Annotated in this window: 22 protein-coding genes and 1 other annotated feature (1 of these 23 running past the window's edge); of the genes, 9 read left to right on the top strand and 13 right to left on the bottom strand. The window is 60.5% G+C overall.

Translation table 11 applies throughout. The annotated features are described in order from the left end of the window. Window positions 1-82 (bottom strand) — a sequence feature (Thr leader region); it reaches 36 nt to the left of the window's first position. Beyond that, on the bottom strand, window positions 21-89 hold the full coding sequence (gene thrL, locus AC4PR2_RS06090) for a thr operon leader peptide (RefSeq protein WP_071998276.1): 69 nt from the start codon (window positions 87-89) through the stop codon (window positions 21-23). Its footprint overlaps the feature before it by 62 nt. Window positions 90-301: 212 nt before the next feature. Then, a complete protein-coding gene (locus tag AC4PR2_RS06085; protein WP_443014452.1) occupies window positions 302-988 on the bottom strand; it encodes a tRNA/rRNA methyltransferase in 687 nt (228 codons plus the stop codon). A gap of 630 nt (window positions 989-1,618) precedes the next feature. On the opposite strand from AC4PR2_RS06085, the gene arcA reads away from it, so the two are divergent. Further along, window positions 1,619-2,335: a two-component system response regulator ArcA gene (gene arcA / locus AC4PR2_RS06080; protein WP_004933003.1), complete on the top strand. Its 717-nt coding sequence runs from the start codon at window positions 1,619-1,621 to the stop codon at window positions 2,333-2,335. A 52-nt stretch (window positions 2,336-2,387) separates the two neighbouring features. On the opposite strand, the gene creA is transcribed toward arcA, so the two are convergent. Beyond that, window positions 2,388-2,867 (bottom strand): protein CreA, encoded by a 480-nt coding sequence (gene creA / locus AC4PR2_RS06075; RefSeq protein ID WP_038878540.1) that lies wholly within the window; start codon window positions 2,865-2,867, stop codon window positions 2,388-2,390. 342 nt (window positions 2,868-3,209) lie between these two features. Here creA and robA point away from each other — a divergent pair, with 342 nt between their 5' ends. Next, window positions 3,210-4,079: an MDR efflux pump AcrAB transcriptional activator RobA gene (robA, locus tag AC4PR2_RS06070; RefSeq protein WP_038878537.1), complete on the top strand. Its 870-nt coding sequence runs from the start codon at window positions 3,210-3,212 to the stop codon at window positions 4,077-4,079. Here robA and gpmB read toward each other — a convergent pair. Further along, entirely contained in the window at window positions 4,076-4,723 is a 648-nt protein-coding gene (gpmB, locus tag AC4PR2_RS06065; RefSeq protein WP_060422364.1) for a 2,3-diphosphoglycerate-dependent phosphoglycerate mutase GpmB, read from the bottom strand. The genes robA and gpmB overlap by 4 nt on opposite strands. Before the next feature lie 101 nt (window positions 4,724-4,824). Between gpmB and yjjX the strand changes: the two genes are divergently transcribed. After that, window positions 4,825-5,343, top strand: a complete 519-nt coding sequence (gene yjjX, locus AC4PR2_RS06060; protein WP_060422361.1) for an inosine/xanthosine triphosphatase — start codon at window positions 4,825-4,827, stop codon at window positions 5,341-5,343. A gap of 11 nt (window positions 5,344-5,354) precedes the next feature. Here yjjX and trpR read toward each other — a convergent pair whose 3' ends face one another. Next, entirely contained in the window at window positions 5,355-5,684 is a 330-nt protein-coding gene (gene trpR, locus AC4PR2_RS06055) for a trp operon repressor (protein ID WP_016929152.1), read from the bottom strand. 54 nt (window positions 5,685-5,738) lie between these two features. Further along, a complete protein-coding gene (gene sltY, locus AC4PR2_RS06050) occupies window positions 5,739-7,667 on the bottom strand; it encodes a murein transglycosylase (RefSeq protein WP_443014451.1) in 1,929 nt (642 codons plus the stop codon). 639 nt (window positions 7,668-8,306) lie between these two features. Here sltY and yfiR point away from each other — a divergent pair. The 4 genes from yfiR to ettA all read left to right on the top strand — a co-directional run bounded on the left by yfiR (window position 8,307) and on the right by ettA (window position 12,502). Further along, a complete protein-coding gene (yfiR, locus tag AC4PR2_RS06045; protein ID WP_060422355.1) occupies window positions 8,307-8,912 on the top strand; it encodes a regulatory sequestration protein YfiR in 606 nt (201 codons plus the stop codon). Continuing rightward, window positions 8,909-10,156 carry a diguanylate cyclase DgcN/YfiN gene (gene dgcN / locus AC4PR2_RS06040; RefSeq protein WP_492174949.1) on the top strand — a complete coding sequence of 416 codons (1,248 nt, stop codon included), beginning with the start codon at window positions 8,909-8,911 and terminating at the stop codon, window positions 10,154-10,156. Before yfiR ends, dgcN begins: the two co-directional genes overlap by 4 nt. Window positions 10,157-10,194: 38 nt before the next feature. Next, on the top strand, window positions 10,195-10,692 hold the full coding sequence (gene yfiB / locus AC4PR2_RS06035) for an outer membrane lipoprotein YfiB (RefSeq protein ID WP_033649136.1): 498 nt from the start codon (window positions 10,195-10,197) through the stop codon (window positions 10,690-10,692). Window positions 10,693-10,834: 142 nt separating this feature from the next. After that, on the top strand, window positions 10,835-12,502 hold the full coding sequence (gene ettA, locus AC4PR2_RS06030; protein ID WP_025159620.1) for an energy-dependent translational throttle protein EttA: 1,668 nt from the start codon (window positions 10,835-10,837) through the stop codon (window positions 12,500-12,502). A gap of 30 nt (window positions 12,503-12,532) precedes the next feature. Here ettA and AC4PR2_RS06025 read toward each other — a convergent pair whose 3' ends face one another. Then, entirely contained in the window at window positions 12,533-13,444 is a 912-nt protein-coding gene (locus tag AC4PR2_RS06025; RefSeq protein WP_443014450.1) for a LysR family transcriptional regulator, read from the bottom strand. Window positions 13,445-13,541: 97 nt separating this feature from the next. On the opposite strand from AC4PR2_RS06025, the gene AC4PR2_RS06020 reads away from it, so the two are divergent. Then, complete coding sequence (locus tag AC4PR2_RS06020) at window positions 13,542-14,543, top strand: zinc-binding alcohol dehydrogenase family protein (protein WP_197802343.1); 1,002 nt, start codon at window positions 13,542-13,544, stop codon at window positions 14,541-14,543. A 31-nt stretch (window positions 14,544-14,574) separates the two neighbouring features. Here the strand turns inward: AC4PR2_RS06020 and AC4PR2_RS06015 are convergent, their stop codons facing one another. The 4 genes from AC4PR2_RS06015 to serB all read right to left on the bottom strand — a co-directional run bounded on the left by AC4PR2_RS06015 (window position 14,575) and on the right by serB (window position 19,854). After that, window positions 14,575-16,008 (bottom strand): glycosyltransferase family 39 protein, encoded by a 1,434-nt coding sequence (locus AC4PR2_RS06015; protein ID WP_060422331.1) that lies wholly within the window; start codon window positions 16,006-16,008, stop codon window positions 14,575-14,577. A gap of 133 nt (window positions 16,009-16,141) precedes the next feature. Further along, window positions 16,142-17,413 carry a multifunctional transcriptional regulator/nicotinamide-nucleotide adenylyltransferase/ribosylnicotinamide kinase NadR gene (gene nadR, locus AC4PR2_RS06010; protein ID WP_049198077.1) on the bottom strand — a complete coding sequence of 424 codons (1,272 nt, stop codon included), beginning with the start codon at window positions 17,411-17,413 and terminating at the stop codon, window positions 16,142-16,144. A gap of 58 nt (window positions 17,414-17,471) precedes the next feature. After that, window positions 17,472-18,857 (bottom strand): DNA repair protein RadA, encoded by a 1,386-nt coding sequence (gene radA / locus AC4PR2_RS06005; RefSeq protein ID WP_025159617.1) that lies wholly within the window; start codon window positions 18,855-18,857, stop codon window positions 17,472-17,474. 19 nt (window positions 18,858-18,876) lie between these two features. Further along, window positions 18,877-19,854, bottom strand: a complete 978-nt coding sequence (gene serB / locus AC4PR2_RS06000) for a phosphoserine phosphatase (protein ID WP_016929162.1) — start codon at window positions 19,852-19,854, stop codon at window positions 18,877-18,879. A 110-nt stretch (window positions 19,855-19,964) separates the two neighbouring features. Between serB and AC4PR2_RS05995 the strand changes: the two genes are divergently transcribed. Then, window positions 19,965-20,648, top strand: a complete 684-nt coding sequence (locus AC4PR2_RS05995; protein WP_060422328.1) for a YtjB family periplasmic protein — start codon at window positions 19,965-19,967, stop codon at window positions 20,646-20,648. Between the two features lie 169 nt (window positions 20,649-20,817). Here AC4PR2_RS05995 and deoD read toward each other — a convergent pair whose 3' ends face one another. Both deoD and deoB read right to left on the bottom strand, forming a co-directional pair. Further along, window positions 20,818-21,549, bottom strand: coding sequence for a purine-nucleoside phosphorylase (gene deoD, locus AC4PR2_RS05990; RefSeq protein ID WP_197802341.1), 732 nt, complete (start codon window positions 21,547-21,549; stop codon window positions 20,818-20,820). 96 nt (window positions 21,550-21,645) lie between these two features. Beyond that, window positions 21,646-22,869 (bottom strand): phosphopentomutase, encoded by a 1,224-nt coding sequence (deoB, locus tag AC4PR2_RS05985; RefSeq protein ID WP_049198074.1) that lies wholly within the window; start codon window positions 22,867-22,869, stop codon window positions 21,646-21,648. Window positions 22,870-22,889 lie beyond the last annotated feature (20 nt).

Genomic DNA, 22,889 nt, shown 5'->3' with positions numbered 1-22,889 from the left:
TTCTGTGTTTCCTGTGCGCGTCAGCCCGCCCCGTTACCTGTGGTATCGGTGGTGGTAATAATTGTGGTATTCAGGCTGATATTGCGCATGTTGTCTGTCTGTCTCATGAAATACTCTGTCCCCTCTATTGGTTAAAGCAATCGCTATCCCAAGTCAAACGATTTCTTTTTTTTGCTTATTTTCCGTTCAGCGGCGACATTGCGCGATACCGGAGGTAAAAAGCAAAATGACAGAACAAAAAAACAACTTAAAGCCGATTTAATAGTGGATCACTCTGGGTAACCGCTTGATGAAGCCGCTATCACTTGGCGAGTTTTTTTTCGATGTCGTGCAGCAACGTATGCAACATCGCCGTATCTCGCTGTTGCAGCACGCCGAGCCTCTGGTGCAGCCAGTCGCGCAATTTTTGGTCATCGCCGACCTGCAATGCGTTCAACAAGGCATCGGCACGGCGGCGCAGCGCCTTGAGCTGCCCTTCCGACGCCGCCGTTTCCTGCGGCGTGCTGACGCCCATCAAGCTCGCCAACTGGTAGCAGTACACCATCACCGCTTGCCCCAGATTAAGCGACGGATAGTCCGCCTGCATCGGCACGCCGGTCAGCAAATCTGCCAGCGCCAGCTCTTCGTTGGTCAGGCCGGAATCTTCACGGCCGAACACCAGCGCGGCCTGGCCGACCCACTGCTTACGCTCGCTCAACTGTTCCAGCAGCTCAGGCGGCGTGCAGTAGTAGTGAAAACGCGCGCGGCTGCGGGCGGTAGTGGCGACGGTGAAATCCACGTCCGCCAGCGCCTGCTCCAGCGTGGCGAACGTTTGCACGCCGTCGAGGATCTCGCCGGCCCCGTGTGCCACCCAGCGCGCCGCCGGCTGCAGGTGCGCCTCGCTGTCGACGATGCGCAACGACGTGAAGCCCATGGTTTTCATCGCGCGCGCCGCCGCGCCAACGTTTTCCGGCCGCGCCGGAGCCACTAAAACAATATGAAGCTGCATCACTCTTCCACCGAAGGCGGGCCTGCGTTTTTGACGGTGGCGCAGCGCCCGCTTATATTTACAATTGCGTAACAATAAACGCGTTAATAGCAACAAACAAGATTAAACGGCTCGTTGAGCTAATAAACCCGTCGTAATAGTCATTATTCGTGCTTATGTTTTACTGCATTTATTTATCAATGAGTTAAAACAAGACGATGATCAATAAGCGAATAATTGTATCCTATCGGGCCGGATAATGCTGAATCGTTCACAGAATTTGAGGTTCTGTGACTTAAACTGGCATTTCTGTAAGTGTTTTTCACAAATCTGTTAACGTGCTACAATTGAATTTGATATATGTCAACAAAGCGTAGTTTTGTTGGGTGATGAATTCGGCACGCGCTGTTATATTGCTGTTAATGGGGTTAGGATATGCGCCGATTTGGCACCCCAAGGGGTTGTAGGGAACAGCATCCCCACCAGGCTAGCGATCTTGTTGACATGAGATGGAAAGTGCATCAAGAACGAGTTTACGTACTTTAGTCATTTGCTGAGAGGGAACGTGGCGCTATCTCTGCCCTCCTCTAAGAAAACAGAGACTTCTGTACTTCCGATTTTCTATTTTGTTGGCAATTTTAGGTAGCAAATATGCAGACCCCGCACATTCTGATTGTCGAAGACGAGTTAGTCACTCGTAACACCCTGAAGAGCATTTTCGAGGCGGAAGGCTACATTGTTCATGAAGCCAATGATGGTGCAGAGATGCACAATATCCTGTCTGAAAATGATATCAATCTGGTCATCATGGACATCAACCTGCCAGGCAAAAATGGCCTGCTGTTGGCGCGCGAACTGCGCGAACAGGCCAGCGTCGCCTTGATGTTCCTGACCGGTCGCGATAACGAAGTGGATAAAATCCTCGGCCTGGAAATCGGCGCCGACGATTACATCACCAAACCGTTCAACCCGCGTGAGCTGACCATCCGCGCACGCAACCTGCTGTCGCGTACCATGAACCTGGGCAGCCTGGGCGAAGAGCGCCGCCTGGTCGAGAGCTACAAGTTCAACGGTTGGGAGCTGGACATCAACAGCCGCTCGCTGATCAGCCCGGCCGGCGAACAGTACAAGCTGCCGCGCAGCGAATTCCGCGCCATGCTGCACTTCTGCGAAAACCCGGGCAAGATCCAGTCCCGTGGCGAACTGCTGAAGAAAATGACCGGCCGCGAGCTGAAGCCGCATGACCGTACCGTGGACGTCACCATCCGTCGCATTCGCAAACACTTCGAATCGACGCCGGACACGCCGGAAATCATCGCCACCATTCACGGCGAAGGCTACCGCTTCTGCGGCGATCTGGAAGAGTAATTCCGGCCTGCCGTCATGAAAACGGGGTTCAGCATGCTGAACCCCGTTTTTTTTATTTCGTCTCGGCCCACGGCATGATCGGCACCGCGCTCAGCGCGTTCTTCGGCGAGCCGTCGATCACCTTGTCGGAGTAGCTGAGGTAAATCAGCGAATTACGCTTGGCGTCGTAGAAGCGCACCACCTGCAGCTTCTTGAACACCAGCGAGGTGCGTTTCTGGAACACCACATCGCCTTCCGCCTTGCCGTTTTTGATCTTGTCGCTCAGCTCGATAGGCCCCACCTGCTGGCAGGAAATGGCCGCGTCGGCGGTGTCTTCCGCCAGCCCCAGGCCGCCTTTGATGCCGCCGGTTTTGGCGCGGCTGATATAACAAGTTACATTTTTAACATCCGGATCGTCGAACGCTTCCACCACGATTTTGTGGTCTGGCCCCAACAATTTAAACACCGTATCAACGGAACCTACCTGCTCCGCCTGCGCGCTGCCAACGGTTGCGCAAACCAAACCGAATAAAAATATCCAGCCTTTTTTCATTTACTTAACTCCGATATAACCTTGCCGCAAAAATAGGTTCGGCGATCGCCATTATTTATGTCTAAGCTCACGGAATCGGTTTTTTACGGGTCCGCACCGTTCGTTTTAGCACAGAGCGTGACAAAAATCTTTGAGAGTCGCGGAGTAAAAAAATTGCTATGATGCGGCGTCGTTATTTCTTTGCGCCCACTACGGTGTACCCCAATCCAACTCTGGCGCGGCATGCGCAGCAGAGGCAAAGAGTGCAACGCATAATGGCTCATGGATCGGTCTGATAGCGCAGCACCAGCGTGACGAATCAACAGTTCGGGTTCCTACCCCCAAGCTTTACGAGGAAGATCTATGGATCAAGCCGGTATCATTCGTGATCTGCTTAGCTGGCTGGAAAGCCATTTGGACCAACCCTTGTCGCTGGATAACGTGGCGGCCAAGGCCGGCTACTCCAAATGGCATCTGCAACGGATGTTCAAAGATATTACCGGTAACGCCATCGGTGCTTACATCCGGGCAAGGAGGCTGTCCAAAGCCGCCGTCGCGCTGCGTCTGACCGGCCGGCCGATTTTGGATATCGCCCTGCAATACCGTTTCGACTCGCAGCAGACCTTCACCCGCGCCTTCAAAAAACAGTTTGCGCAAACGCCGGCGCTGTACCGCCGTGCCGAAGACTGGAACGCGTTCGGCATCTGTCCGCCGATCCGTCTGGGGGCCTTCACCCTGCCGCAGCCGGAATTCGTTTCGTTGCCGGATAAGCATCTGGTTGGCCTGACCCAAAGCTATTCCTGTACGCTGGAACAGATCACCACCGTGCGCACCGAACTGCGCTCGCAGTTCTGGCGCCAGTTCCTCGGTGACGTCGATACCCTGCCGCCGGTGTTGTACGGGCTGCATCACTCGCGCCCGAGCCAGGAGAAGGACGACGAACAGGAAGTGCTGTACACCACGGCGCTGGAGCCGGATCAGGTGCCTGACAAGGTACAGGAAGGCCAGCCGCTGGTGTTGCCGGGCGGTGAATTTGCAATGTTCAGCTACGAAGGGCCTACCGAGGGGCTGCAAGACTTTATCCTGACAGTGTACGGCACCTGCCTGCCGGCGCTCCAGTTGACGCGCCGCAAGGGGCACGACATCGAGCGTTTCTATCCGAAAGGCGAGCGCCGTCCGCATCAGGCGCCTATCGAGATCAAGTGCGATTACCTGATCCCGATTCGACGTTAACGCTGCAGTTCGTCCAACGCGGGCATGTCCAGATGCGTGACATCGCCCGCCGTTTCCACGATCCAGCCGGAAGCCAGCCACGGGCTCTGCTGGTGATCGACGCGCGACAGTGAGCAGTTGCGCAAGCGCAGGCGACGTTCCGCATAGGCCGGCAGCCCGAGCACCGTACTGATCAAACACCCCAACGCGATGCCATGGCTGACGAGCAGCGGCTTGCTGCCTTCCGGCAGCATCAGGCAGCTCTCCAGCGCGGCGCGCATGCGCTCGCCCAGCTCCTCCATGGATTCGCCTTGAGGGATACGGCCGTCAGGAGTACCATCGACCATCTGTTTGCGCCACTGCTCTTCCTGCGGCGTCAAACTGTCGATCAGGCGTTCTTCCAGAACCCCCATGTGCAGCTCACGCAAACGCGGATCGCAAATCACTTCGCAGCCACAGGCTTCGGCGATGATCTGCGCGGTGCGGCGCGTGCGCCCCAGATCGCTGGTAATGATATGCGTAACGCCTTCTTTGCTGACGCGCCTGGCGACCAGACGGGCCTGGTGTTCACCCATGGCGGTTAACGGGCTGTCGGACTGACCCTGGATGCGGCGAGCCGCGTTCCATTCCGTTTCGCCATGGCGAACGAGGTATACCTGTAACATTTTTGTTTTCCGTTATACTGCGTGAAATTTGCGTTTATCCCCGGCCCGGCGGCGCTTTTGCCGCTGCCCGGCGTATCGGCCAGAAGGATATCAAACCCGTTATGTACCATGTTGTCGCTGCAACTACCAACCCGGCAAAGATCAAGGCTATTCAACTGGCCTTCGACGACGTCTTCGGCGCGGGCCACTATCGCATTGAAGCCGTCGACGTCGCCAGCGGCGTCTCGCTGCAGCCGATAGGCAATCACGAAACGCGCACCGGCTCGCGCCAACGCGTCATGGAAGCGCGCCAGGTCAGGCCCGAGGCCGATTTTTGGGTCGGCGTAGAAGCCGGGATTGAAGAGAATATGACCTTCGCCTGGATGACCATCGAGAACCCGCACATCCGCGGCGAATCCCGCTCGGCGAGCCTGATGCTGCCGGAAGTCATCTTACAAGGTATTCGCGACGGTCGCGAATTGGGCAGCGAAATGGCGGCAATCACCGGCAACCCCGAGGTGAAGCGTCAGGGCGGCGCCATCGGCGTCTTCACCGACGGCCGGCTGAGCCGCACCAGCGTTTATCATCAGGCGCTGCTGCTGGCGCTGGTGCCGTTCCACAACGCCATCTATCAGCAATAACCCCGAGCCTGTTAGGGCGCGTCGTGCAGCAACTGCTGCTCAAGCCACTGTTTCAGCGCCGGTGAAGCCGCTTTCAGGCTGTTCGATCCGCGGGTGATGGTGGCAATCCCCGCGCCCAGTTCATTTTTCAGCTCACGCTGGCTCATCTCGCCGCGCATCAGTTCCTGAATGATCCGCACCCGAGTGCCCAGCGCGGTGCGCTCGTCCGGCGTCAGCATCAGCTGCAGCAGCGGTTGATGCAGTTCTTGCGCAAACGAATTCTGCAGCAGCGCGACGAAGCGCAGCCAATCCTCATTGCCTTGTTCTGAAAGAGCGGGGTCGTTTAACGATAATTGCGTCATGGCAGCCACCATACTATTTAACTAGTACAGCAGCATACCATAGGGCCGTCAAAATCAATAACGTCTCTGCCACTCGGCGTCGGTCAGCACCTTGGCCGGCCGGTGCGTCAGATAGCGGTAAAACGCGTCATAGGCCAGCACGTTCTTGACGTAGCCGCGGGTTTCCGAGAACGGAATGCTTTCGATAAACGCTACCGGATCGATCCGCCCTGAGCTGTTGCCCAGCCAGGTGTTCACCCGCGACGGGCCGGCGTTATAGGCGGCGGTCGACAGAATGCGGTTGCGGCCGAACTGCTGATAGACCGACTCCAGATAGCTGGTGCCGATGGTGATGTTGGTCTGCGGATCGAACAGCTGGCTCGGGCCGACGTAACCGGGGATGTTGAACATCTGCACCGTATGCTGCGCGGTGCGCGGCATCACCTGCATCAGGCCGGAAGCGCCAACCGGCGACTGTGCCTTCGGATTCCAGGCGCTCTCCTGACGCGCTATCGCCATCGCATAGCTGGTGGTGATCCCCTTGTCATCGGTGGCGCGGCGGAACTCCTGCGGCCAGGCGACCGGGAAGCGTTCCTCCAGGTGATCCCACAGCTTGCCGACGATGGTCGCCTGCACGCTCAGATCGGCCCATTTTTGCTCAAAGGCGTAACGCGCCAGCGCCTCTTGTTCCGGCCGGCTGCGGCTGGCGACGTAGGAGCCCCACTCGCTGCGGGCCAGGTTGTCCATATTCCAGTACATCAGCTCGCGCACCCGGGCGACTTCCGGCCCGTCGGTCAGCGACGCGCGCGGCTTGGCCGCCACCGCCACCATCACCGGATAAGTGGCGTTCAGCTTCTGCGCCGCCACCATCGGATAGAAGCCGCGTTCGGTCATCAGGTTACGCAATATCTCCTCGCCTTCGGCGCGTTTCCCTTCGTCCATCAGTTGACTGGCGCGCCAGTAGCGCCACTCATCCTTGTTGCGCGACTCTTCCGGCAGGCGCGCCAGCCAGGTCGCCACGCCCTGCCGATCGCCGTTGCCCAGCGCCATGCGCACCCGGCGCTCCAGCAGCGAAGGCGAACGGCTGCGCAGGATCACCTGATCACGCCACTGCGCCTGTTCAAAGGTGGCATCGCTGCCCATCAGGCGCCAGGCCACCGCCTCTTCCAGCCCCAGCCGATCGTCGTCGCTCATTTTCTGCAGCCGCGCAAGCGTCGGGATCATCGCCCGCGCGTTTTCCACATCCTGCCGCGCCAGGCGCTCAAAGGCGATGCCGGTGGCGGCGCGGGTAAAGTCGGTCGGCCCCACGCTGCGGGCGAAGGCTTCCACGGTGGTCGGATCGTTTTGCAAGCGCACCAGGGCGTTGCCCATGGTCTGGTAGTCGGCCGGCAGTTGGCTGTAGAGGTTGCTGACCAGTGAACTGTTACCCTCTTTCAGCGCCAGCTTCATGCGCGCTAGAATATCGAGCGGCGTCTGCTTGCCAGCGCCGCGCCAGACGCTGAACAGCCGATCGCAGGCGCTCGGCAGCGTTTTGCCGTTCAGCCACAGTTCGTCGGCGCCGCTCCAGGCCGCCTGCTGATCGCCGGTGGCCCACTTGGCGTAGTAATAGTTGCAGCGCGCCGCCACCGGTTTGGGCGGCTGCGGGCTGAAGGCCAGCAGGGTGCGCCAGTCTTCGCGACGCGCCAGCTCATTGACGAAGCGCGGCGCCAGTGATTTCGCCGGCGGCAGCGTCGGGTTGCGTTTGATAAAGTCGTTCACCTCGGAGAACCCCGCCTGACTCAGATCCTGCGTCAGCTCGCGGTATTCCAGGTAAGGATAAAGCGGGTAATCGCGCAGCGTCGGCATCAGCTGCGCCACCACGTCCATCTGATTGCCGTCCCACGCCTGTTTGATCTGCTGGTAGCGCTGACGTTGCGCATCCAGAGAATCCGCCAGCGCCGCGCCGGAAAACGCCGTCAGGCACAGCCCCATCGCCAACAGCCGTCGCTTGTCCACCTTGACCATCCTCGCTCTTTCCTCACTGGTTATACCGCAGGAGCCGCCCAGCTCCCCGGTGACCGCCGCGCCACGGCGCCGCGGGACAAAATAAAGCCGGGCACACGGCCCGGACGCAGATATCTACCATAGACAGCGCAATCGCTTATCCATTCAATACTGTAGAAGAAGAAGTGTATCGCCATGACGGGAGCCAGGTAAAAAACGTTTACTTTGGCTGACAAATCAGGCCGGCGGGATATTTCCAGCTACCGGATTTTTATTAGCCGCCCCGGTGCTTATTGGAGAAGTAAAATACTTTTTAATTATTAGCTATCACATTATTACATTTTCGAAATGACGCAGTCGTTGCGCAAATCGCCTGACAGCTGGCCAAACGCGCCAACTTTGCAGAACAGCGGTGGCAAACCCGGGTAGGCATTTTTATACTATCAAAAATAAGTAGGATAATTCCGAGAAAACAGCACATAAAGCGCCCAACGAAGACATCTTATAATACAATCCGCGCCAATTATGGGTTAGATAGTGTTCATTAGGCAGTGCGACTGACAGCTTTCAGCAAAACGATTGTCCCTTCAAGCGGGCCGGATTTTTCCTTGTCAGGCCACGGCCTGCGGGCGGTGGATCAGGCCGGAATGGCGGGTGAAAATGGCAAGTAAGACCGCGATAGCGATGCGTTGCGCAAAAAGCCCCGTGCCGGGCTTCCATGCCGCACGCCTGAATATCGGTCGCCTGTTGCTGATCGTTTTGTTGGTGCTGCTGACGTTGCCCGGGCCTGCGCGCGCCGCCGATGATCCCTATCAAAAGCGCACGCACGCCGTAACGACCGTGGTGGTCGGCATCATCAGCTACGCCCGCTGGTCGCGTGAACCCAATCCGATCCGGTTGTGCGTGACCGCACCCACCCAGTATGCCGAAGGGTTGTTCGATCCGATCCTGCTCAGCGCCCCGCGTCCGATTAAAGCCGAGCGCGTGCCGTTCGACAGCCCAACGCTGAGTACCGGCTGCGATGTTATCTACTTAGGGAACATCACCGCCGCGCAGAGACAAAATTTCATGCAGCGCATTTCCGGCAACTCCATTCTCAGCATCAGCGAGAACGATAGCGAATGCTCCGCCGGCAGCGCATTTTGCCTGCAGATCGATGGGGATCAGGCCAGCTTCAAGGTCAACCTGGACGCCCTGGCGCGCAGCGGCGTGCGCGTCCACCCCAACGTGCTGCAGCTGGCACGCAAACAGGCGCCGCCGCTATGAGGCTGTTGCGTAAAAACCGTTCCGGCAATGCGCGCCCGACGCTGGGCCGAGTGCTGCAGCGGGTGCATCTTGGGCTGGCGCTGATCGCCGTCGGCACCGCCGGCATCTTTTTGACGCTGGTGGCGCTGTTTGCACTGCGCGCCTATGCCAACCACAACCTGCACCTGATCGCGCGCTCCATCAGTTATACCGTCGAGGCCGCCGTGGTGTTTGAAGACCGCACCGCCGCGCGCGAGGCGCTGATGCTGATCGCCTCCAACGAAGAAGTATCGGACGCGCGGATCCTCGACAACAACGGCAAGATGCTGGCCAACTGGCGCCATCCCACCGATGGGCCGCTGCACGGCCTGGAGCAGATCGTCGCACACTGGGCGCTGCCCGAACCGGTCATCCTGCCCATCACCCACGAGGGTAAGCAGGTCGGCCAGGTCTGGCTGAGCGGCAACGGCGGCAGCCTGCTGCGTTTCCTGTTGCGCGGCATGGTCGGCATGATCGCCTGCCTGGTGCTCAGTACCTTGTGCGCCCTGGTGTTGTCGCGCCGTATGCTGGTCGGCATCGTCAGTTCGCTGGACGACATCGCCAACGTGGCGCACGCGGTGCGCCGCGATCGCACCTTCGGCCTGCGGGTGCCGTCGGCGCCGATCGCCGAGCTGCATGAGCTCAGCAACGATTTCAACGGCTTGCTCGACGAGCTGGAGGCTTGGCAGGCCCACCTGAAGCAGGAGAACGACTCGCTGGCCCACCGGGCGACGCACGACAGCCTGACCGGCTTGCCGAATCGCGCCTTCTTCGAAGGGCGGCTGAGCCGCCCCCTGGGCGATATCGAGCCGCCGGCAAAATTGGCGGTGCTGTTTATCGACGGCGATCGCTTCAAGGAAGTGAACGACAGTTACGGCCACGCCGCAGGCGATGCGGTGCTGACCACCATTGCCGGACGCATTCGCGCGCAGCTGCGCGAGACCGATCTGGTCGCACGTCTGGGCGGGGATGAATTCGCCGTGCTGCTGGCGCCGGTACACGGCACGGAAGATGTCCTGCAGATCGCTGACAACATCATCGACTGCATGACGCAACCGGTCATTTTGCCGAACGACGAGGCGGTCATTACCTCTCTGAGTATCGGTATTGCGCTGTACCCTGATCACGCCTCGACGCCTCAGGGTCTTTTGCACGAAGCTGACGATGCGATGTATCAGGCAAAGCATCGTTATAACGGAGGCTGGCGGCTGGCTATACATAAATAAGAGCCCCGGCTATAACACTTGAACTAGGGATTTTGACTATGATACAGCAACTGTTTAAAGGTCGTTTTTCACTGCTGACGATGGTGTTCGTCGCCCTGCTGGCGCTCGCCGGCTGCCAGAGCAAGCCGCAGGGCCTGACGCCCGAGCAGATCGCGCTGCTGCAATCGCAGGGCTTCAAGCTGACCGATAACGGCTGGGAGTTTGGCCTGTCGGATAAGGTGCTGTTCGGCAACAACATCGGCAAGCTGAACCCGGAAAGCACCGAGACGGTGCAGAAGATGGGCCGTGCGCTGCTGAGCGTCGGCATCACCAAGTTCCGCCTGGACGGCCATACCGACAACTACGGTGAAGACAGCTATAACGATCAGCTCTCCCTGCGCCGCGCCGATGCGGTGGCCGATCTGCTGGCCAGCGTCGGCATTCCGCGCGCCAATATCGAAACCCGCGGCATGGGCAAGCGCGATCCCGTTGCCGATAACCGCACCTCCAGCGGCCGCGCGGAAAACCGCCGCGTCGCGATCGTCGTCACGCCATAAGCCACCAATATGCGCCTTTATCGGCGCATAAACGGTTATACTTAGCGATCGCTGAGCGATGTCTGGGATCCGAGATCGAAACGGGCTACACTCATGCCGCCAGACATCCTATAAATACTGATATAGAGAGGCTTAGAGCAACGTGGCTCAATACGTCTATACCATGCACCGCGTCGGCAAGGTCGTACCGCCGAAGCGTCATATTTTGAAAAACATCTCCCTGAGCTTCTTCCCTGGGGCCAAAATCGGCGTACTGGGCCTGAACGGCGCCGGTAAGTCCACCCTGCTGCGCATCATGGCCGGCATCGATACCGACATCGAAGGGGAAGCGCGCCCACAGCCGGGCATCAAGATCGGTTACCTGCCGCAGGAGCCGCAGCTTAACCTCGAACACACCGTGCGTGAATCGGTGGAAGAAGCGCTGGCAGAAGTGGTCGGCGCGCTGAAACGCCTGGACGAAGTGTACGCGCTGTACGCGGAAGAAGGCGCAGACTTCGACAAGCTGGCCGCCGAACAGGGCCGCCTGGAAGAGATCATTCAGGCGCACGACGGTCACAACCTCAACGCCCAACTGGAACGCGCCGCCGATGCGCTGCGCCTGCCGGACTGGGACGCCAAAATCGCCCACCTGTCCGGGGGTGAGCGTCGCCGCGTAGCGCTGTGCCGCCTGCTGCTCGAAAAACCGGACATGCTGCTGCTGGACGAACCGACCAACCACCTGGACGCCGAGTCCGTGGCCTGGCTGGAACGCTTCCTGCACGACTTCGAAGGCACCGTGGTGGCGATCACCCACGACCGTTACTTCCTGGATAACGTGGCCGGCTGGATCCTCGAACTGGACCGCGGCGAGGGCATTCCATGGGAAGGCAACTACTCTTCCTGGCTGGAGCAGAAAGACGCGCGTCTGGCGCAGGAAGCCTCCGCCGAAGCCGCTCGTCGCAAGTCGATCGAGAAAGAGCTGGAGTGGGTGCGTCAGGGTGCCAAAGGCCGTCAGTCCAAAGGCAAGGCCCGTTTGGCCCGCTTCGAAGAGCTGAACAACACCGAATACCAGAAACGCAACGAAACCAACGAACTGTTCATTCCACCTGGCGCACGCCTGGGCGATAAAGTGGTCGAAGTCAGCAACCTGCGCAAGTCCTACGGCGACCGCCTGCTGATCGACGACCTGTCGTTCTCTGTGCCGAAAGGGGCAATCGTCGGCATCATCGGCCCGAACGGCGCGGGTAAATCCACGCTGTTCCGCATGATGTCCGGTCAGGAACAGCCTGACTCCGGCAGCATCGTGCTGGGTGATACCGTCAAGCTGGCGTCCGTCGATCAGTTCCGCGACAGCATGGACGGCTCGAAAACCGTGTGGGAAGAAGTCTCCGGCGGGCAGGACATCATGCGCATCGGCAACACCGAGATGCCGAGCCGCGCCTATGTCGGCCGCTTCAACTTCAAGGGCGTCGATCAGGGCAAACGCGTGGGCGAGCTGTCCGGCGGTGAGCGTGGCCGTCTGCACCTGGCCAAGCTGCTGCAGGTTGGCGGCAACGTGCTGCTGCTCGATGAACCGACCAACGACCTGGATATCGAAACCCTGCGCGCGCTGGAAAACGCCCTGCTGGAATTCCCTGGCTGCGCCATGGTGATCTCGCACGACCGTTGGTTCCTCGACCGTATCGCCACCCACATCCTGGACTACCAGGACGAGGGCAAGGTGGAATTCTTCGAAGGCAACTTCACCGAGTACGAAGAGTACAAGAAGCGTACGCTGGGCGCCGACGCGCTCGAGCCGCACCGCATCAAGTACAAGAAGATCGCCAAGTAATCCCCCAGGCGCCGCATGCGGCGCCTTTTTTTATTCCCGCGCCAGCTCGCGCGCGTAGTCGTCAAACGCCGGGTGCTGCAGCACCACATCGATAAAACAGGCCAGCGCTGGGGAATTCAGCTTGCGGCTCGGGTAGACCAGATACAGCTCATTACCCTCCGCGCGCCACGCCAGCAAGACTTCCACCAACAGCTTCTGCGCCACCACCTCGCGGCTGAGAAACGCCGGCAACAGCGTGATCCCCGCACCGGCGATAGCGCATTCACGCGCATACAGCAGGTTGTCGGTGGTGTGCGCCAGCGGCAGCTGCCAACGGTAGTAGTCGTCGCCACAGCGCAGGTTCCAGGCCGTCCAGGCGCGGTGGGCAATGCAGCGATGCTGTTGCAGCTGCTGCGGGTGTTCGATCGGCGGATGCTGCGCCAGATAGGACGGCGCCGCCAACAGATAGCGCGGCGCATACCCGAGACGGCGACCGATCAGCGAAGAATCCTGCGGCTTGCCGGTGCGCAACGCGGCATCGAAGCCTTCCTGTACCAGATCCACCATGGCATCGGACACCGACACCTCCAGCGAAACGTCCGGGTACTGGCGCTGAAAATCCGCCGCCAGCCGCGCCACCAGGGTCGCCCCCAGCCCGGCGGGCGTCGAGATGCGCAGGCGGCCGCTCGGGTTATCGCGCAGCCGCTGCAGCGCCAGATCGGCGCGTTCGGCGGCGGACATCATCGCCTGACAATGTTCCAGATAACGCTCACCGGCGAAGGTCAGGTTCAGCTGGCGCGTGGTGCGGTTGAGCAAGCGCAGCCCCAGCGTCTGTTCGAGCTGGCTGATGCGCTGGCTGACGCTGGATTTCGGCAATCCCACGCGCTGTGCGGCGGCGGTGAAGCTGCCGCACTCCGCCACCAGCGCGAACAGCGCCATGTCCTGCAGCTGTTTGAATTCCATTGTTCACCTTAAACGAACACTCAGTTAGATATTGTCCATCTTATCACCCCACTGCCGCGGGTCTACACTGGGGGCATCATTTGAAAGGAGTACAATCATGTCGATAAAAGCCATTGCCGTAGACCCGCAGAACCCCGCCGGTTTCATCGAAATTTCACCGGAGATGCCGGTTCCCGGCCAGTACGATCTGCTGGTGGAGGTGAAAGCCGTGTCGGTCAACCCGGTGGACACCAAAGTGCACGCCGGTCTGCAGAAAAGCGGCCTGCAGCAGCCGCGCATTCTCGGCTGGGACGCCAGCGGCATCGTGGTGGGCGTGGGCAGCGGCGTCAGCGGCTTCAAGCCCGGCGATGAAGTCTGGTACGCCGGCGACATCACCCGTCCCGGCAGCAACAGCAGCCACCAGCTGATCGACTCACGCATCGCCGCGCACAAGCCGCGCAGCCTGAACTGGGCCGAGTCCGCCGCCCTGCCGCTCACCGCCCTCACCGCCTGGGAGGCGCTGTTCGAACACCTGAACATTCAGAATGCGCCGGAGCACAAGACGCTGTTGATCATCGGCGGCGCCGGCGGAGTCGGCTCGCTGGCCATTCCGCTGGCCGCATTGCGCAGCAAGGTGAAAGTGATCGCCACCGCCTCAAGGCCGGAATCCGCCACCTGGTGCCGTGAACGCGGCGCCGATCTGGTGGTGGACTACCGCGATCTGAAAGGCAATCTGGCGCAGCACGGCATCGAGCAGGTGGATTACATCCTGTGCCTGAACGATACCGACGGCCACTGGCCGGCGATGGCCGAGCTGGTCGCGCCGCTGGGCCATATCTGCACCATCGTCGAGAACGCGCAGCCGTTGGATCAAAACGCGCTGAAGCTGAAAAGCGCCGCGCTGCACTGGGAATTCATGTTCACCCGCAGCATGTTCACCACCCCGGACATCGCGCAGCAAGGCAAGATCCTGCAGCAGATGGCGCAGTTGCTGGACGAAGGCAAGCTGAGCACCACGCTGAGCGAAACCCTGCACGGGCTGTCGGTAGACACGCTGACCGCCGCGCATCGACAGTTGCTCGGCGGCCATATGCAAGGCAAGCTGGTTATCGCTTACTAAGCCTGAATCGCGGCGGTGCCCTGCGCCGCCGTTACTGCGGGCGGACGAAGCCGACGCACAGCGTCTGCTCGTCGGCATGCGGATCGGCGCGGAACGTCAGCGTCTGCTGCCAATCGAGGCGCATCTTCGGCCAGTGGGCCAACTCACCGCCGAAGTCGCTGTGCGCGCAGTCTTCGCCCAACCGGCCGAACAGGGCGACGCCGTGCTGCGCAATCTGCGGATAGCTGATGTTGACGTTGTAGATATTCGGGCGCGTATGATTGGACCAGCGCGTAATGGTCTGCGGCCGGGAACCGGCGTACACCGTCATCCACTGCGACAGGTATTCGCCGCCAACGTAGCGTAGATCGACGCCATACCGCTCCTGCCACTGCCGCTCCACCCCGGCGCTGAACGCCTTGATACCCACCATTTTCTGGCCAGCGTTGCGCACGTTGCCCAGCATCACTGCGGCATAACCCAGATAGACCGCCAGCGCTGCGCACATCAGCCCGAGGGTCGCCGCGCGCAGTGAACGCACCGGCGGCTGACGCACGCAGCCGACCAGCAGCGCGGGCGCCAGCATAAAGAACGGCTGCAGCCACTCGGTCAACCGGCCGCCGACGTTGAAGGAGAACCAGAAAGTGATAATGCCGAGCGGCAACAGATAGATCCACAGCAGCACCCGCATCGGCAACGCCGATGGCCAGGCCAGCACCGCCCCGCTGCGCCGCAGGATCGCCCACAGCACCAGCGACGGATAGAACACCAGCAGCAGCGACTGCAGCATGTCGAGGTTGAGCTGCATCTTGATCTGCGAATCCACCCATTTGAAGGCGGCAAAGTCGTGGTTCCAGAGCCAGAACACGTTCGGCAACACCAACGCCAGCCAGATCGCCACCGCCAGATAGAACTGCGGCTGCCGATAGCAGCGACGGACCTGCGGTACGAACAGCGTCGACAGCGCCACGAAATAGACGAAGGCGAAGGTCGAGTATTTCGCCATCATCGCCAGACCGGCCACCAACGCGAAGGCCGGCCACCAGTTGGCCGAACGCGAGATCGCCATGTGGAAGAACAGCGCCATCCACGGCCACAGCATCACCAACAGGTAGTTGTCGTTGTAGGGAATAATGTCGAAATTGATGATGCCGGACAGGTTGAGCGTCAGCAGCGCCATCCAGGCCAGCGAGGTGCTGCCGCTCAGACGCCGCGCCAACAGCCAGACGCCCAACATGCCGATGGCGATGGCGATGAAGTGCCCGCCATACCAGTAAACGTTCAGCGGCAGCCACGACAGCCAGATCGCCGGATGCATCGCCGCACCGACCAGCCACGGATTTTTCGGTGAGCCCCACTCGCCGTTGAGGCCCCAGTTGAGCGCCTCGACGGCGTCGTAAGGCAGGGTAGGATCGAGATGAACAGTCAGCAGCGTCCAGGCTGCGGCATAGCAGACCAACCAGAGAGCGAGTAAGCGATAAGACATGTCTTCTTCTAAGCGTTATTGTAAAGAAAATCTTAACTTAGTCGCTGTCGAATGAACCATGTTTAAACAAGCCGTTAAATGTGCGCCTGGGTGGCGTTTCTGCCGCATCGATCGCACATTACGCTAATTTTACTCAGCCTGCCGCGTGACGATGGGCGGGCGCGCTCAACCGGCCGGCGTCCGCCGCCAGCAGCTGTTGCACCAGCTCGACGCAGCGCAGGAAACGCTCTTCGTAATCGCTGGACTCAACGTGCACGTACTCGATGTTGTTGGCGCGCAGCATCTCCTCCAGCAGGCGCTGGAACGCCAGGCGATCGGCGGTGCTGCCGAGGCTGCGCAGGCCGTCCGCCACCCACGGCGTGTTGTTTTCCAGCAGTATCACCAGATCGAAACGGTATTCGTCGATCAGCGCCTGCACGAAGGGGTGTTCACGCCCTTCGTACTTTTTGCAAAATGCCTGCGTAGTCACGAAATCGGTATCGATAAACGCCACCTTGTTGGCGTACTTGACCGCGAAATCCACGTATTGCGCCTGCCCGAGGGCAATTTTGTCGTAGTCGGAATACTGCAGCGCCATCTCGTCGCCGCCCAGGTGCGAAAACACGTAATCGCGGCCATATTCCCAGGCACTGGTGGTGTTGAAGATGTTGGCCAACTTGTTGACCAACGTCGACTTGCCGCTCGATTCGCCGCCGAGGATAGCTACGGTGCGCACGAAGAACGGCTTCACCTCGGTCGGGATGTAGTCCCAATAGCGGAACGGATCCTGGCGGATCTGATTGCCGCTGATGTTCATGAACGAACGCTCGGGGTCGACCAAAATGGTTTCGATGCCCAGATGCTCGCGGTAGCGCGGCGCATCCTGCGCTTCGCTGGAATAGATGAAGCTCGGCACGATGCCCTTCTGTTCCATAAAGGCCTTCATGCCGTCGCTCCACACGTTCCAGCCGTGCGGATAGGGTTCGATGCCCTGCTCGTCGAACGAGTGGATATGGATGTTTTTCTGGTACTTGAAGGTCTGCAGCAGCCAGCGCAGGCGATCGCTGACCGTCGGCTGTTGCGACATCGAACTGTTCTCGAACAGCTCGCGATCGCGCGGCTCGTCATGGCACAAGATAACGTGCAGCTCGTCCACCTGGCTGCAGGCGCGCTGGATCAGGTAGATGTGGCCGGTGTGCAGCGGGTAAAATTTACCAAACACCACGCCGACTTTAACCTCTTTACGCGGGAACTCCAGCCCGAGAAAACGGTGCAGCGCCTCGAGCTTTTGCGCGCTCGGGCTTTTGATCTTGTCGTTCAACAGCTGGCTGAGATAGCCTTTGGTCATGCCGCTGGCATCCGCCACCTGCTGCAAAGTACAGCCCTTTTGCTTAATGGACGTCTTCAGGTAATCAAATTGCGGCATGGCCACCTCCGTTTAGTATGCTAAACAAAATAGCATATCTTTCTCGCCGTCGGCGACATTAATAAAACTCTTCCAGCACGTCCAGCGCGTCCGCCAGCTTCTTGACCCCGAACACCTGCATGTTGGCCGGCGGCTTCTTCGGCATGTTGCCGTGCGGCACGATGGCACGCTTGAAGCCGTGCTTGGCCGCTTCGGAGATGCGCTCCTGGCCGCTCGGCACCGGGCGAATCTCTCCCGCCAACCCCACTTCGCCGAACACCACCAGATCGTTCGGCAGCGGCCGATCGCGCAGGCTCGAGACCAGCGACATCAGCAGCGCCAGATCGGCGCTGGTCTCGCTGACCTTTACCCCGCCGACCACGTTGACGAACACGTCCTGATCCGACATCTGCAGCCCGCCGTGCCGGTGCAGCACCGCCAGCAGGATCGCCAACCGGTTCTGCTCCAGGCCCACCGCCACGCGGCGCGGGTTGGACATCATCGAGTGATCCACCAGCGCCTGGATCTCCACCAGCAGCGGCCGGGTACCTTCCCACACCACCATCACCGAGCTGCCGGAGGTGACTTCATCGCCGCGGCTGAGGAAGATCGCCGAAGGGTTGCTGACTTCGCGCAGCCCCTGTTCGGTCATGGCAAACACGCCCAGCTCGTTGACCGCGCCGAAGCGGTTCTTGTGGCTGCGCAGAGTGCGGAAGCGGGAATCGGCGTCGCCATCCAGCAGCACCGAACAGTCGATACAGTGTTCCAGCACTTTCGGCCCGGCCAGCGAGCCGTCTTTGGTGACGTGGCCGACCATGACGATCGCCACGCCGCGCGTCTTGGCGAAGCGCGTCAGATAGGCGGCGGTTTCCCGCACCTGCGCCACGCTGCCCGGCGAAGACTGAATGTCCGCCATGTGCATCACCTGGATCGAGTCGATCACCATCAGCTTCGGCTGCTCCTGCTCGGCGATCAGGCAGATCTGCTCGATGCTGGTTTCCGACAGCATGTTCAGGCCGCCGGTCGGCAGCCCCAGACGGTGAGCGCGCATCGCCACCTGCTGCAGCGACTCCTCGCCGGTGACGTACAGGGTTTTCATCTGTTCGGACAGTTTGCACAGCACCTGCAGCAACAGGGTGCTCTTGCCGGCGCCGGGGTTGCCGCCGATCAGAATGGCGCTGCCGGGCACCACGCCGCCGCCCAGCACGCGGTCGAACTCGAGAAAGCCGGTGGTGAAGCGCGGCAGCGCCTCAAGGCTGATTTCCGACAGCTTCTGTACCTTGCTGACGCCGGCGTCGCCGGCATAACCGCTGAGGCGATCGTTGCGCGCCGCTGCGGGCGATGCGGCCAAACGCACTTCCGTGATGGTGTTCCAGGCATGGCAGGCGCTGCACTGCCCCTGCCAACGCGGATAGTCCGCCCCGCACTCATTGCACACAAATGCCCGTTTTGCCGCTTTTGCCACGTCTTACCTCAATCTTTCGTTATCGCACTTCGTGTTTCAGGCTGCCGGTGAGAATACACAGCACGCCCATCAGATCCGCATGCCGGATCGCCACCTGCGCTTTTTCATACACTTTCGGTTTGGCGTGGTAGGCGATGCCCAACCCCGCCGCCTGCATCATTTTCAAATCGTTGGCGCCGTCGCCGATGGCCACGGTCTGCGCCAGCGGGATCTCAAGCTTTTCCGCCAGCCGCAGCAGCGTGTCGGCTTTGAACTGTGCGTCCACCACCGGCCCCAGCACTTCGCCGGTCAGCTTGCCGTCGCGGATCTCCAGCTCATTGGCCGCTGCCGCCACCAGCCGCAGCCGGTTGCGCAGGTATTCGGCATAGTAGGTGAAGCCGCCGGAGGCGATCGCCACATGCCAGCCCATTGCCTGCAGCTTGCCCACCAGGCTGGTCAGCCCCGGCATCAGCGGCAGCTCGTCGCGCACCTGCTTGAGGATGTTGGCGTCGGCCCCTTTCAGCGTGCCGACGCGCTGGCGCAGGCTGGCGGTAAAGTCCAGCTCGCCGCGCATCGCGCGCTCGGTGACTTCCGCCACCTGCTCGCCGACGCCCGCCAGCTTGGCGATCTCGTCGATGCACTCGATCTCGATCGCCGTCGAATCCATGTCCATCACCAGCAGCCCCGGCGTGCGCAGGTGTGGGATCTTGCCGAGCGGCGCCACGTCCAGCCCGCTCTCCGCCGCCAACAGCTTGGCGCGCGGCGTCAACGTGCCCGCCAACCGCACCACCTGATAGTCGTCCACGCCCCAGGCGGTGACGATCACCATCGCCGCGCCGAGCTTACGTTGGAATTGCGTAATGCGCGCCTTGTCCAGCTTTCTGCCGTATAACAGCCACCCGGTATTGCCCGCCCGGTAGTCCAGCGGCATCACTTCGTCGCCGCTGAGCGAAAGGGGAAGACCCGGCCATTGAGAGATCTCCGCCGGAAGATCGCAATAGGTCAGACTGTTTGACATCATTGACTCCTGAATGGACAAAAACGCTGCATGATAAAACGACGCATCAAGCTATCCTATCGCCAGCGGTTCTGGCAACATAAAGTGTCCCCGATGCCCAAGGAACCTGCATGGCTCGCGCTAAACTGAAATTTCGCCTGCACCGCACCGCTATTATCCTGATTTGCCTGGCTTTGCTGGTGCTGCTGATGCAGGGCGCCTCTTATTTTAGCCTGAGTCACCAAATGGCGCGATCCGAGCAGGTTGAAGAACTGGCGCAGACGCTGACCAAACAGGTCGCCTACAGCCTGGCGCCGCTGCTGGACGACGACGGCAACACCCCGCGCATCGACGCCATCCTCAAGCAGCTCACCGATCACAGCCGCATTCTCGACGTCAGCGTGTATCAGCTGGACGGCACGTTGGTCTCCCACGCCGGGGAACAGATAAGTATACGCGATCGCCTGTCGCTCGACGGCAAACGCGCCGGCAGCTACTTCAACCACCAGTTGGTCGAATCCATTCAGGGCAAAGACGGCCCGATCGGCTTTATCCGCATCACCCTCGACACCCACGTGTTGGCGACCGAATCCAAGCAGGTGGACAACACCACCAACCTGCTGCGCCTGATGATCCTGCTGGCGCTGGCGATCGGCATCATTCTGGCGCGCACCCTGCTGCAACACCGCCGCAGCCGCTGGCAGCAGTCACCGTATCTGTTGACCGCCAACACGCCGTTGGCAGAAGGCAATACGGTGGAAGACGACGAAGAGGATGCGCCGGAGAAAAAACAGGAAGCGCCGAAGCAGGGGTAACTCAGGCCAGGCGCTGAATGCGCTCGCGCCGTTTTCTTGTCCTTTCGGTGAATAGATTGTCCGTAACAACGGGATCCACAACCAATTGAAAGGTAAAGCGTTAGCCAAAACTGGCCAAGCGGAATGAATAGATTGACGGGCGGGCGTCATGATGACGCCCGCCGGGGTATTACGCTTTGTCGCCCAGCAGCACGGATTCCAGCGCGATAACGATCATTTCGTTAAAGGTGGTCTGGCGTTCCGCCGCCGTGGTCGCTTCGTGACGCAGGATGTGGTCGGACACGGTGCAGATGGTCAGCGCCTTACAGCCGAACTCTTCGTACAGCTCCGCCGCCACGCCGTAGATGCCGGCCGCTTCCATTTCCACGCCCAGGATGCCGTACTTCTTCATCACCTGGAACATGTCCGGATCCGGGGTGTAGAACAGATCGGCGGAGAAGATGTTGCCCACGCGCGCCGGGATGCCCTGCGCCGCCGCCGCGTCGACCGCGTTGCGCACCATGTCGAAGTCGGCGATCGCCGCGTAGTCGTTGTCCTTGAAGCGCAGACGGTTCACCTTGGAGTCGGTGCACGCGCCCATGCCAATCACCACGTCACGCAGTTTGATATCGTCACGCACCGCGCCGCAGGAGCCCACGCGAATGATCTTCTTCACACCGAATTCGGCGATCAGCTCGCGCGCATAGATGGAGCAGGACGGGATGCCCATGCCGTGGCCCATTACGGAGAGGCGGCGGCCTTTGTAGGTGCCGGTGAAGCCCAACATGCCGCGCACGTTGTTCACTTCCACCGCGCCTTCCAGGAAGGTTTCGGCGATGTATTTTGCACGCAGCGGATCGCCCGGCATCAGTACTACGTCAGCGAAATCACCCATCTCAGCATTAATGTGCGGCGTAGCCATAATTCTCTTCCTTTAAATCGTATTAAATAGCGTTAAACGTATAAACCGTGGCATGTCAGACGGCGGCCAGCTGCGCCGCCGTCTGAGACTCACGAATTAAAACATGCTCTTACCGTAATCCATCGGCGACAGGCCAAAGTAATTGGCGACGGTCTGGCCGATGTCGGCGAAGGTCTCACGGTGGCCCAGCGAGCCCGGCTTCACTTTCGGGCCGTAAACCAGCACCGGGATGTGCTCACGGGTGTGGTCGGTGCCCGGCCAGGTCGGGTCGCAGCCGTGGTCGGCGGTGAAGATGATGATGTCTTCGTCTTTCACCAGCTTCAGCAGCTCCGGCAGGCGGCGGTCGAACAGCTCCAGCGCGGCAGCGTAGCCCGCCACGTCGCGGCGGTGGCCATAGGAGGAGTCAAAGTCTACGAAGTTGGTGAACACGATGGTGTTGTCGCCGGCCTTTTCCATTTCGATCAGGGTCGCGTCGAACAGCGCGTCGATGCCGGTCGCCTTCACCTTCTTGGTGATGCCGACGTTGGCGTAGATGTCGGCGATTTTACCGATCGACACCACTTCACCGCCCTTCTCGTCCACCAGCTTTTTCAGCACGGTCGGCGCCGGCGGCTCTACCGCCAGATCGTGGCGGTTGCCGGTGCGCTGGAAGTGGCCCGGCTTATCGCCGACGAACGGACGCGCGATCACGCGGCCGATGTTGTACCCGCCTTCGGTCAGCTCTTCACGCGCGATTTCGCACAGCTCATACAGGCGATCCAGGCCGAAGGTTTCTTCATGGCAGGCGATCTGGAACACCGAGTCGGCGGAGGTGTAGAAAATCGGCTTGCCGGTTTTCATGTGCTCTTCGCCCAGCTGATCGAGGATCACGGTGCCGGACGAGTGACAGTTGCCCAGGTAACCCGGCAGCTTGGCGCGCTCGACCAGCTTGTCCAGCAGTGCCTGCGGGAAGCTGTTGTGCTCGTCCGTGAAGTAGCCCCAGTCGAACAGCACCGGCACGCCGGCGATTTCCCAGTGGCCCGACGGCGTGTCTTTACCGGAAGAGAGCTCGCTGGCGTAAGCGTAAGCGCCGATGATGTCGGCGTTGCGGTCCAGCCCCTGCGGGAAGTTGCCGGTGGACTCTTCCGCCGCTTTACCGAGGCCCAGACGGCTCAGGTTAGGCAGCGTCAGCGGCCCCTGGCGGCCCACGTTGGCCTCACCGCGCGCGCAAACCTCGGCGATGTGGCCCAGGGTGTCGGAACCCTGGTCGCCAAAACGTTCGGCGTCTTCGCTGGCACCGATGCCGAAGGAGTCCAATACCATAATAAATGTGCGTTTCATCTGTGCTCTCCTGCGTGTTC

Source organism: Serratia sp. A07, assembly GCF_058725505.1.
The sequence above is the reverse complement of the archived record's forward strand: the minus strand, read 5'-3'. Positions and strand labels throughout refer to the sequence as shown.

Bases quoted from the DNA above. Each gene is read 5' to 3' on its own strand.
- arcA (WP_004933003.1), top strand. From the start codon at position 1,619: ATGCAGACCCCGCACATTCTGATTGTCGAAGACGAGTTAGTCACTCGT.
- sltY (WP_443014451.1), bottom strand. From the start codon at position 7,667: ATGGTCAAGGTGGACAAGCGACGGCTGTTGGCGATGGGGCTGTGCCTG.
- creA (WP_038878540.1), bottom strand. From the start codon at position 2,867: ATGAAAAAAGGCTGGATATTTTTATTCGGTTTGGTTTGCGCAACCGTT.
- trpR (WP_016929152.1), bottom strand. From the start codon at position 5,684: ATGACGCAATTATCGTTAAACGACCCCGCTCTTTCAGAACAAGGCAAT.
- AC4PR2_RS06085 (WP_443014452.1), bottom strand. From the start codon at position 988: ATGCAGCTTCATATTGTTTTAGTGGCTCCGGCGCGGCCGGAAAACGTT.
- yfiR (WP_060422355.1), top strand. From the start codon at position 8,307: ATGGCAAGTAAGACCGCGATAGCGATGCGTTGCGCAAAAAGCCCCGTG.
- deoD (WP_197802341.1), bottom strand. From the start codon at position 21,549: ATGGCTACGCCGCACATTAATGCTGAGATGGGTGATTTCGCTGACGTA.
- dgcN (WP_492174949.1), top strand. From the start codon at position 8,909: ATGAGGCTGTTGCGTAAAAACCGTTCCGGCAATGCGCGCCCGACGCTG.
- yjjX (WP_060422361.1), top strand. From the start codon at position 4,825: ATGTACCATGTTGTCGCTGCAACTACCAACCCGGCAAAGATCAAGGCT.
- nadR (WP_049198077.1), bottom strand. From the start codon at position 17,413: ATGCCGCAATTTGATTACCTGAAGACGTCCATTAAGCAAAAGGGCTGT.
- serB (WP_016929162.1), bottom strand. From the start codon at position 19,854: ATGTCAAACAGTCTGACCTATTGCGATCTTCCGGCGGAGATCTCTCAA.
- AC4PR2_RS06015 (WP_060422331.1), bottom strand. From the start codon at position 16,008: ATGTCTTATCGCTTACTCGCTCTCTGGTTGGTCTGCTATGCCGCAGCC.
- AC4PR2_RS06025 (WP_443014450.1), bottom strand. From the start codon at position 13,444: ATGGAATTCAAACAGCTGCAGGACATGGCGCTGTTCGCGCTGGTGGCG.
- AC4PR2_RS05995 (WP_060422328.1), top strand. From the start codon at position 19,965: ATGGCTCGCGCTAAACTGAAATTTCGCCTGCACCGCACCGCTATTATC.
- AC4PR2_RS06020 (WP_197802343.1), top strand. From the start codon at position 13,542: ATGTCGATAAAAGCCATTGCCGTAGACCCGCAGAACCCCGCCGGTTTC.
- yfiB (WP_033649136.1), top strand. From the start codon at position 10,195: ATGATACAGCAACTGTTTAAAGGTCGTTTTTCACTGCTGACGATGGTG.
- robA (WP_038878537.1), top strand. From the start codon at position 3,210: ATGGATCAAGCCGGTATCATTCGTGATCTGCTTAGCTGGCTGGAAAGC.
- deoB (WP_049198074.1), bottom strand. From the start codon at position 22,869: ATGAAACGCACATTTATTATGGTATTGGACTCCTTCGGCATCGGTGCC.
- gpmB (WP_060422364.1), bottom strand. From the start codon at position 4,723: ATGTTACAGGTATACCTCGTTCGCCATGGCGAAACGGAATGGAACGCG.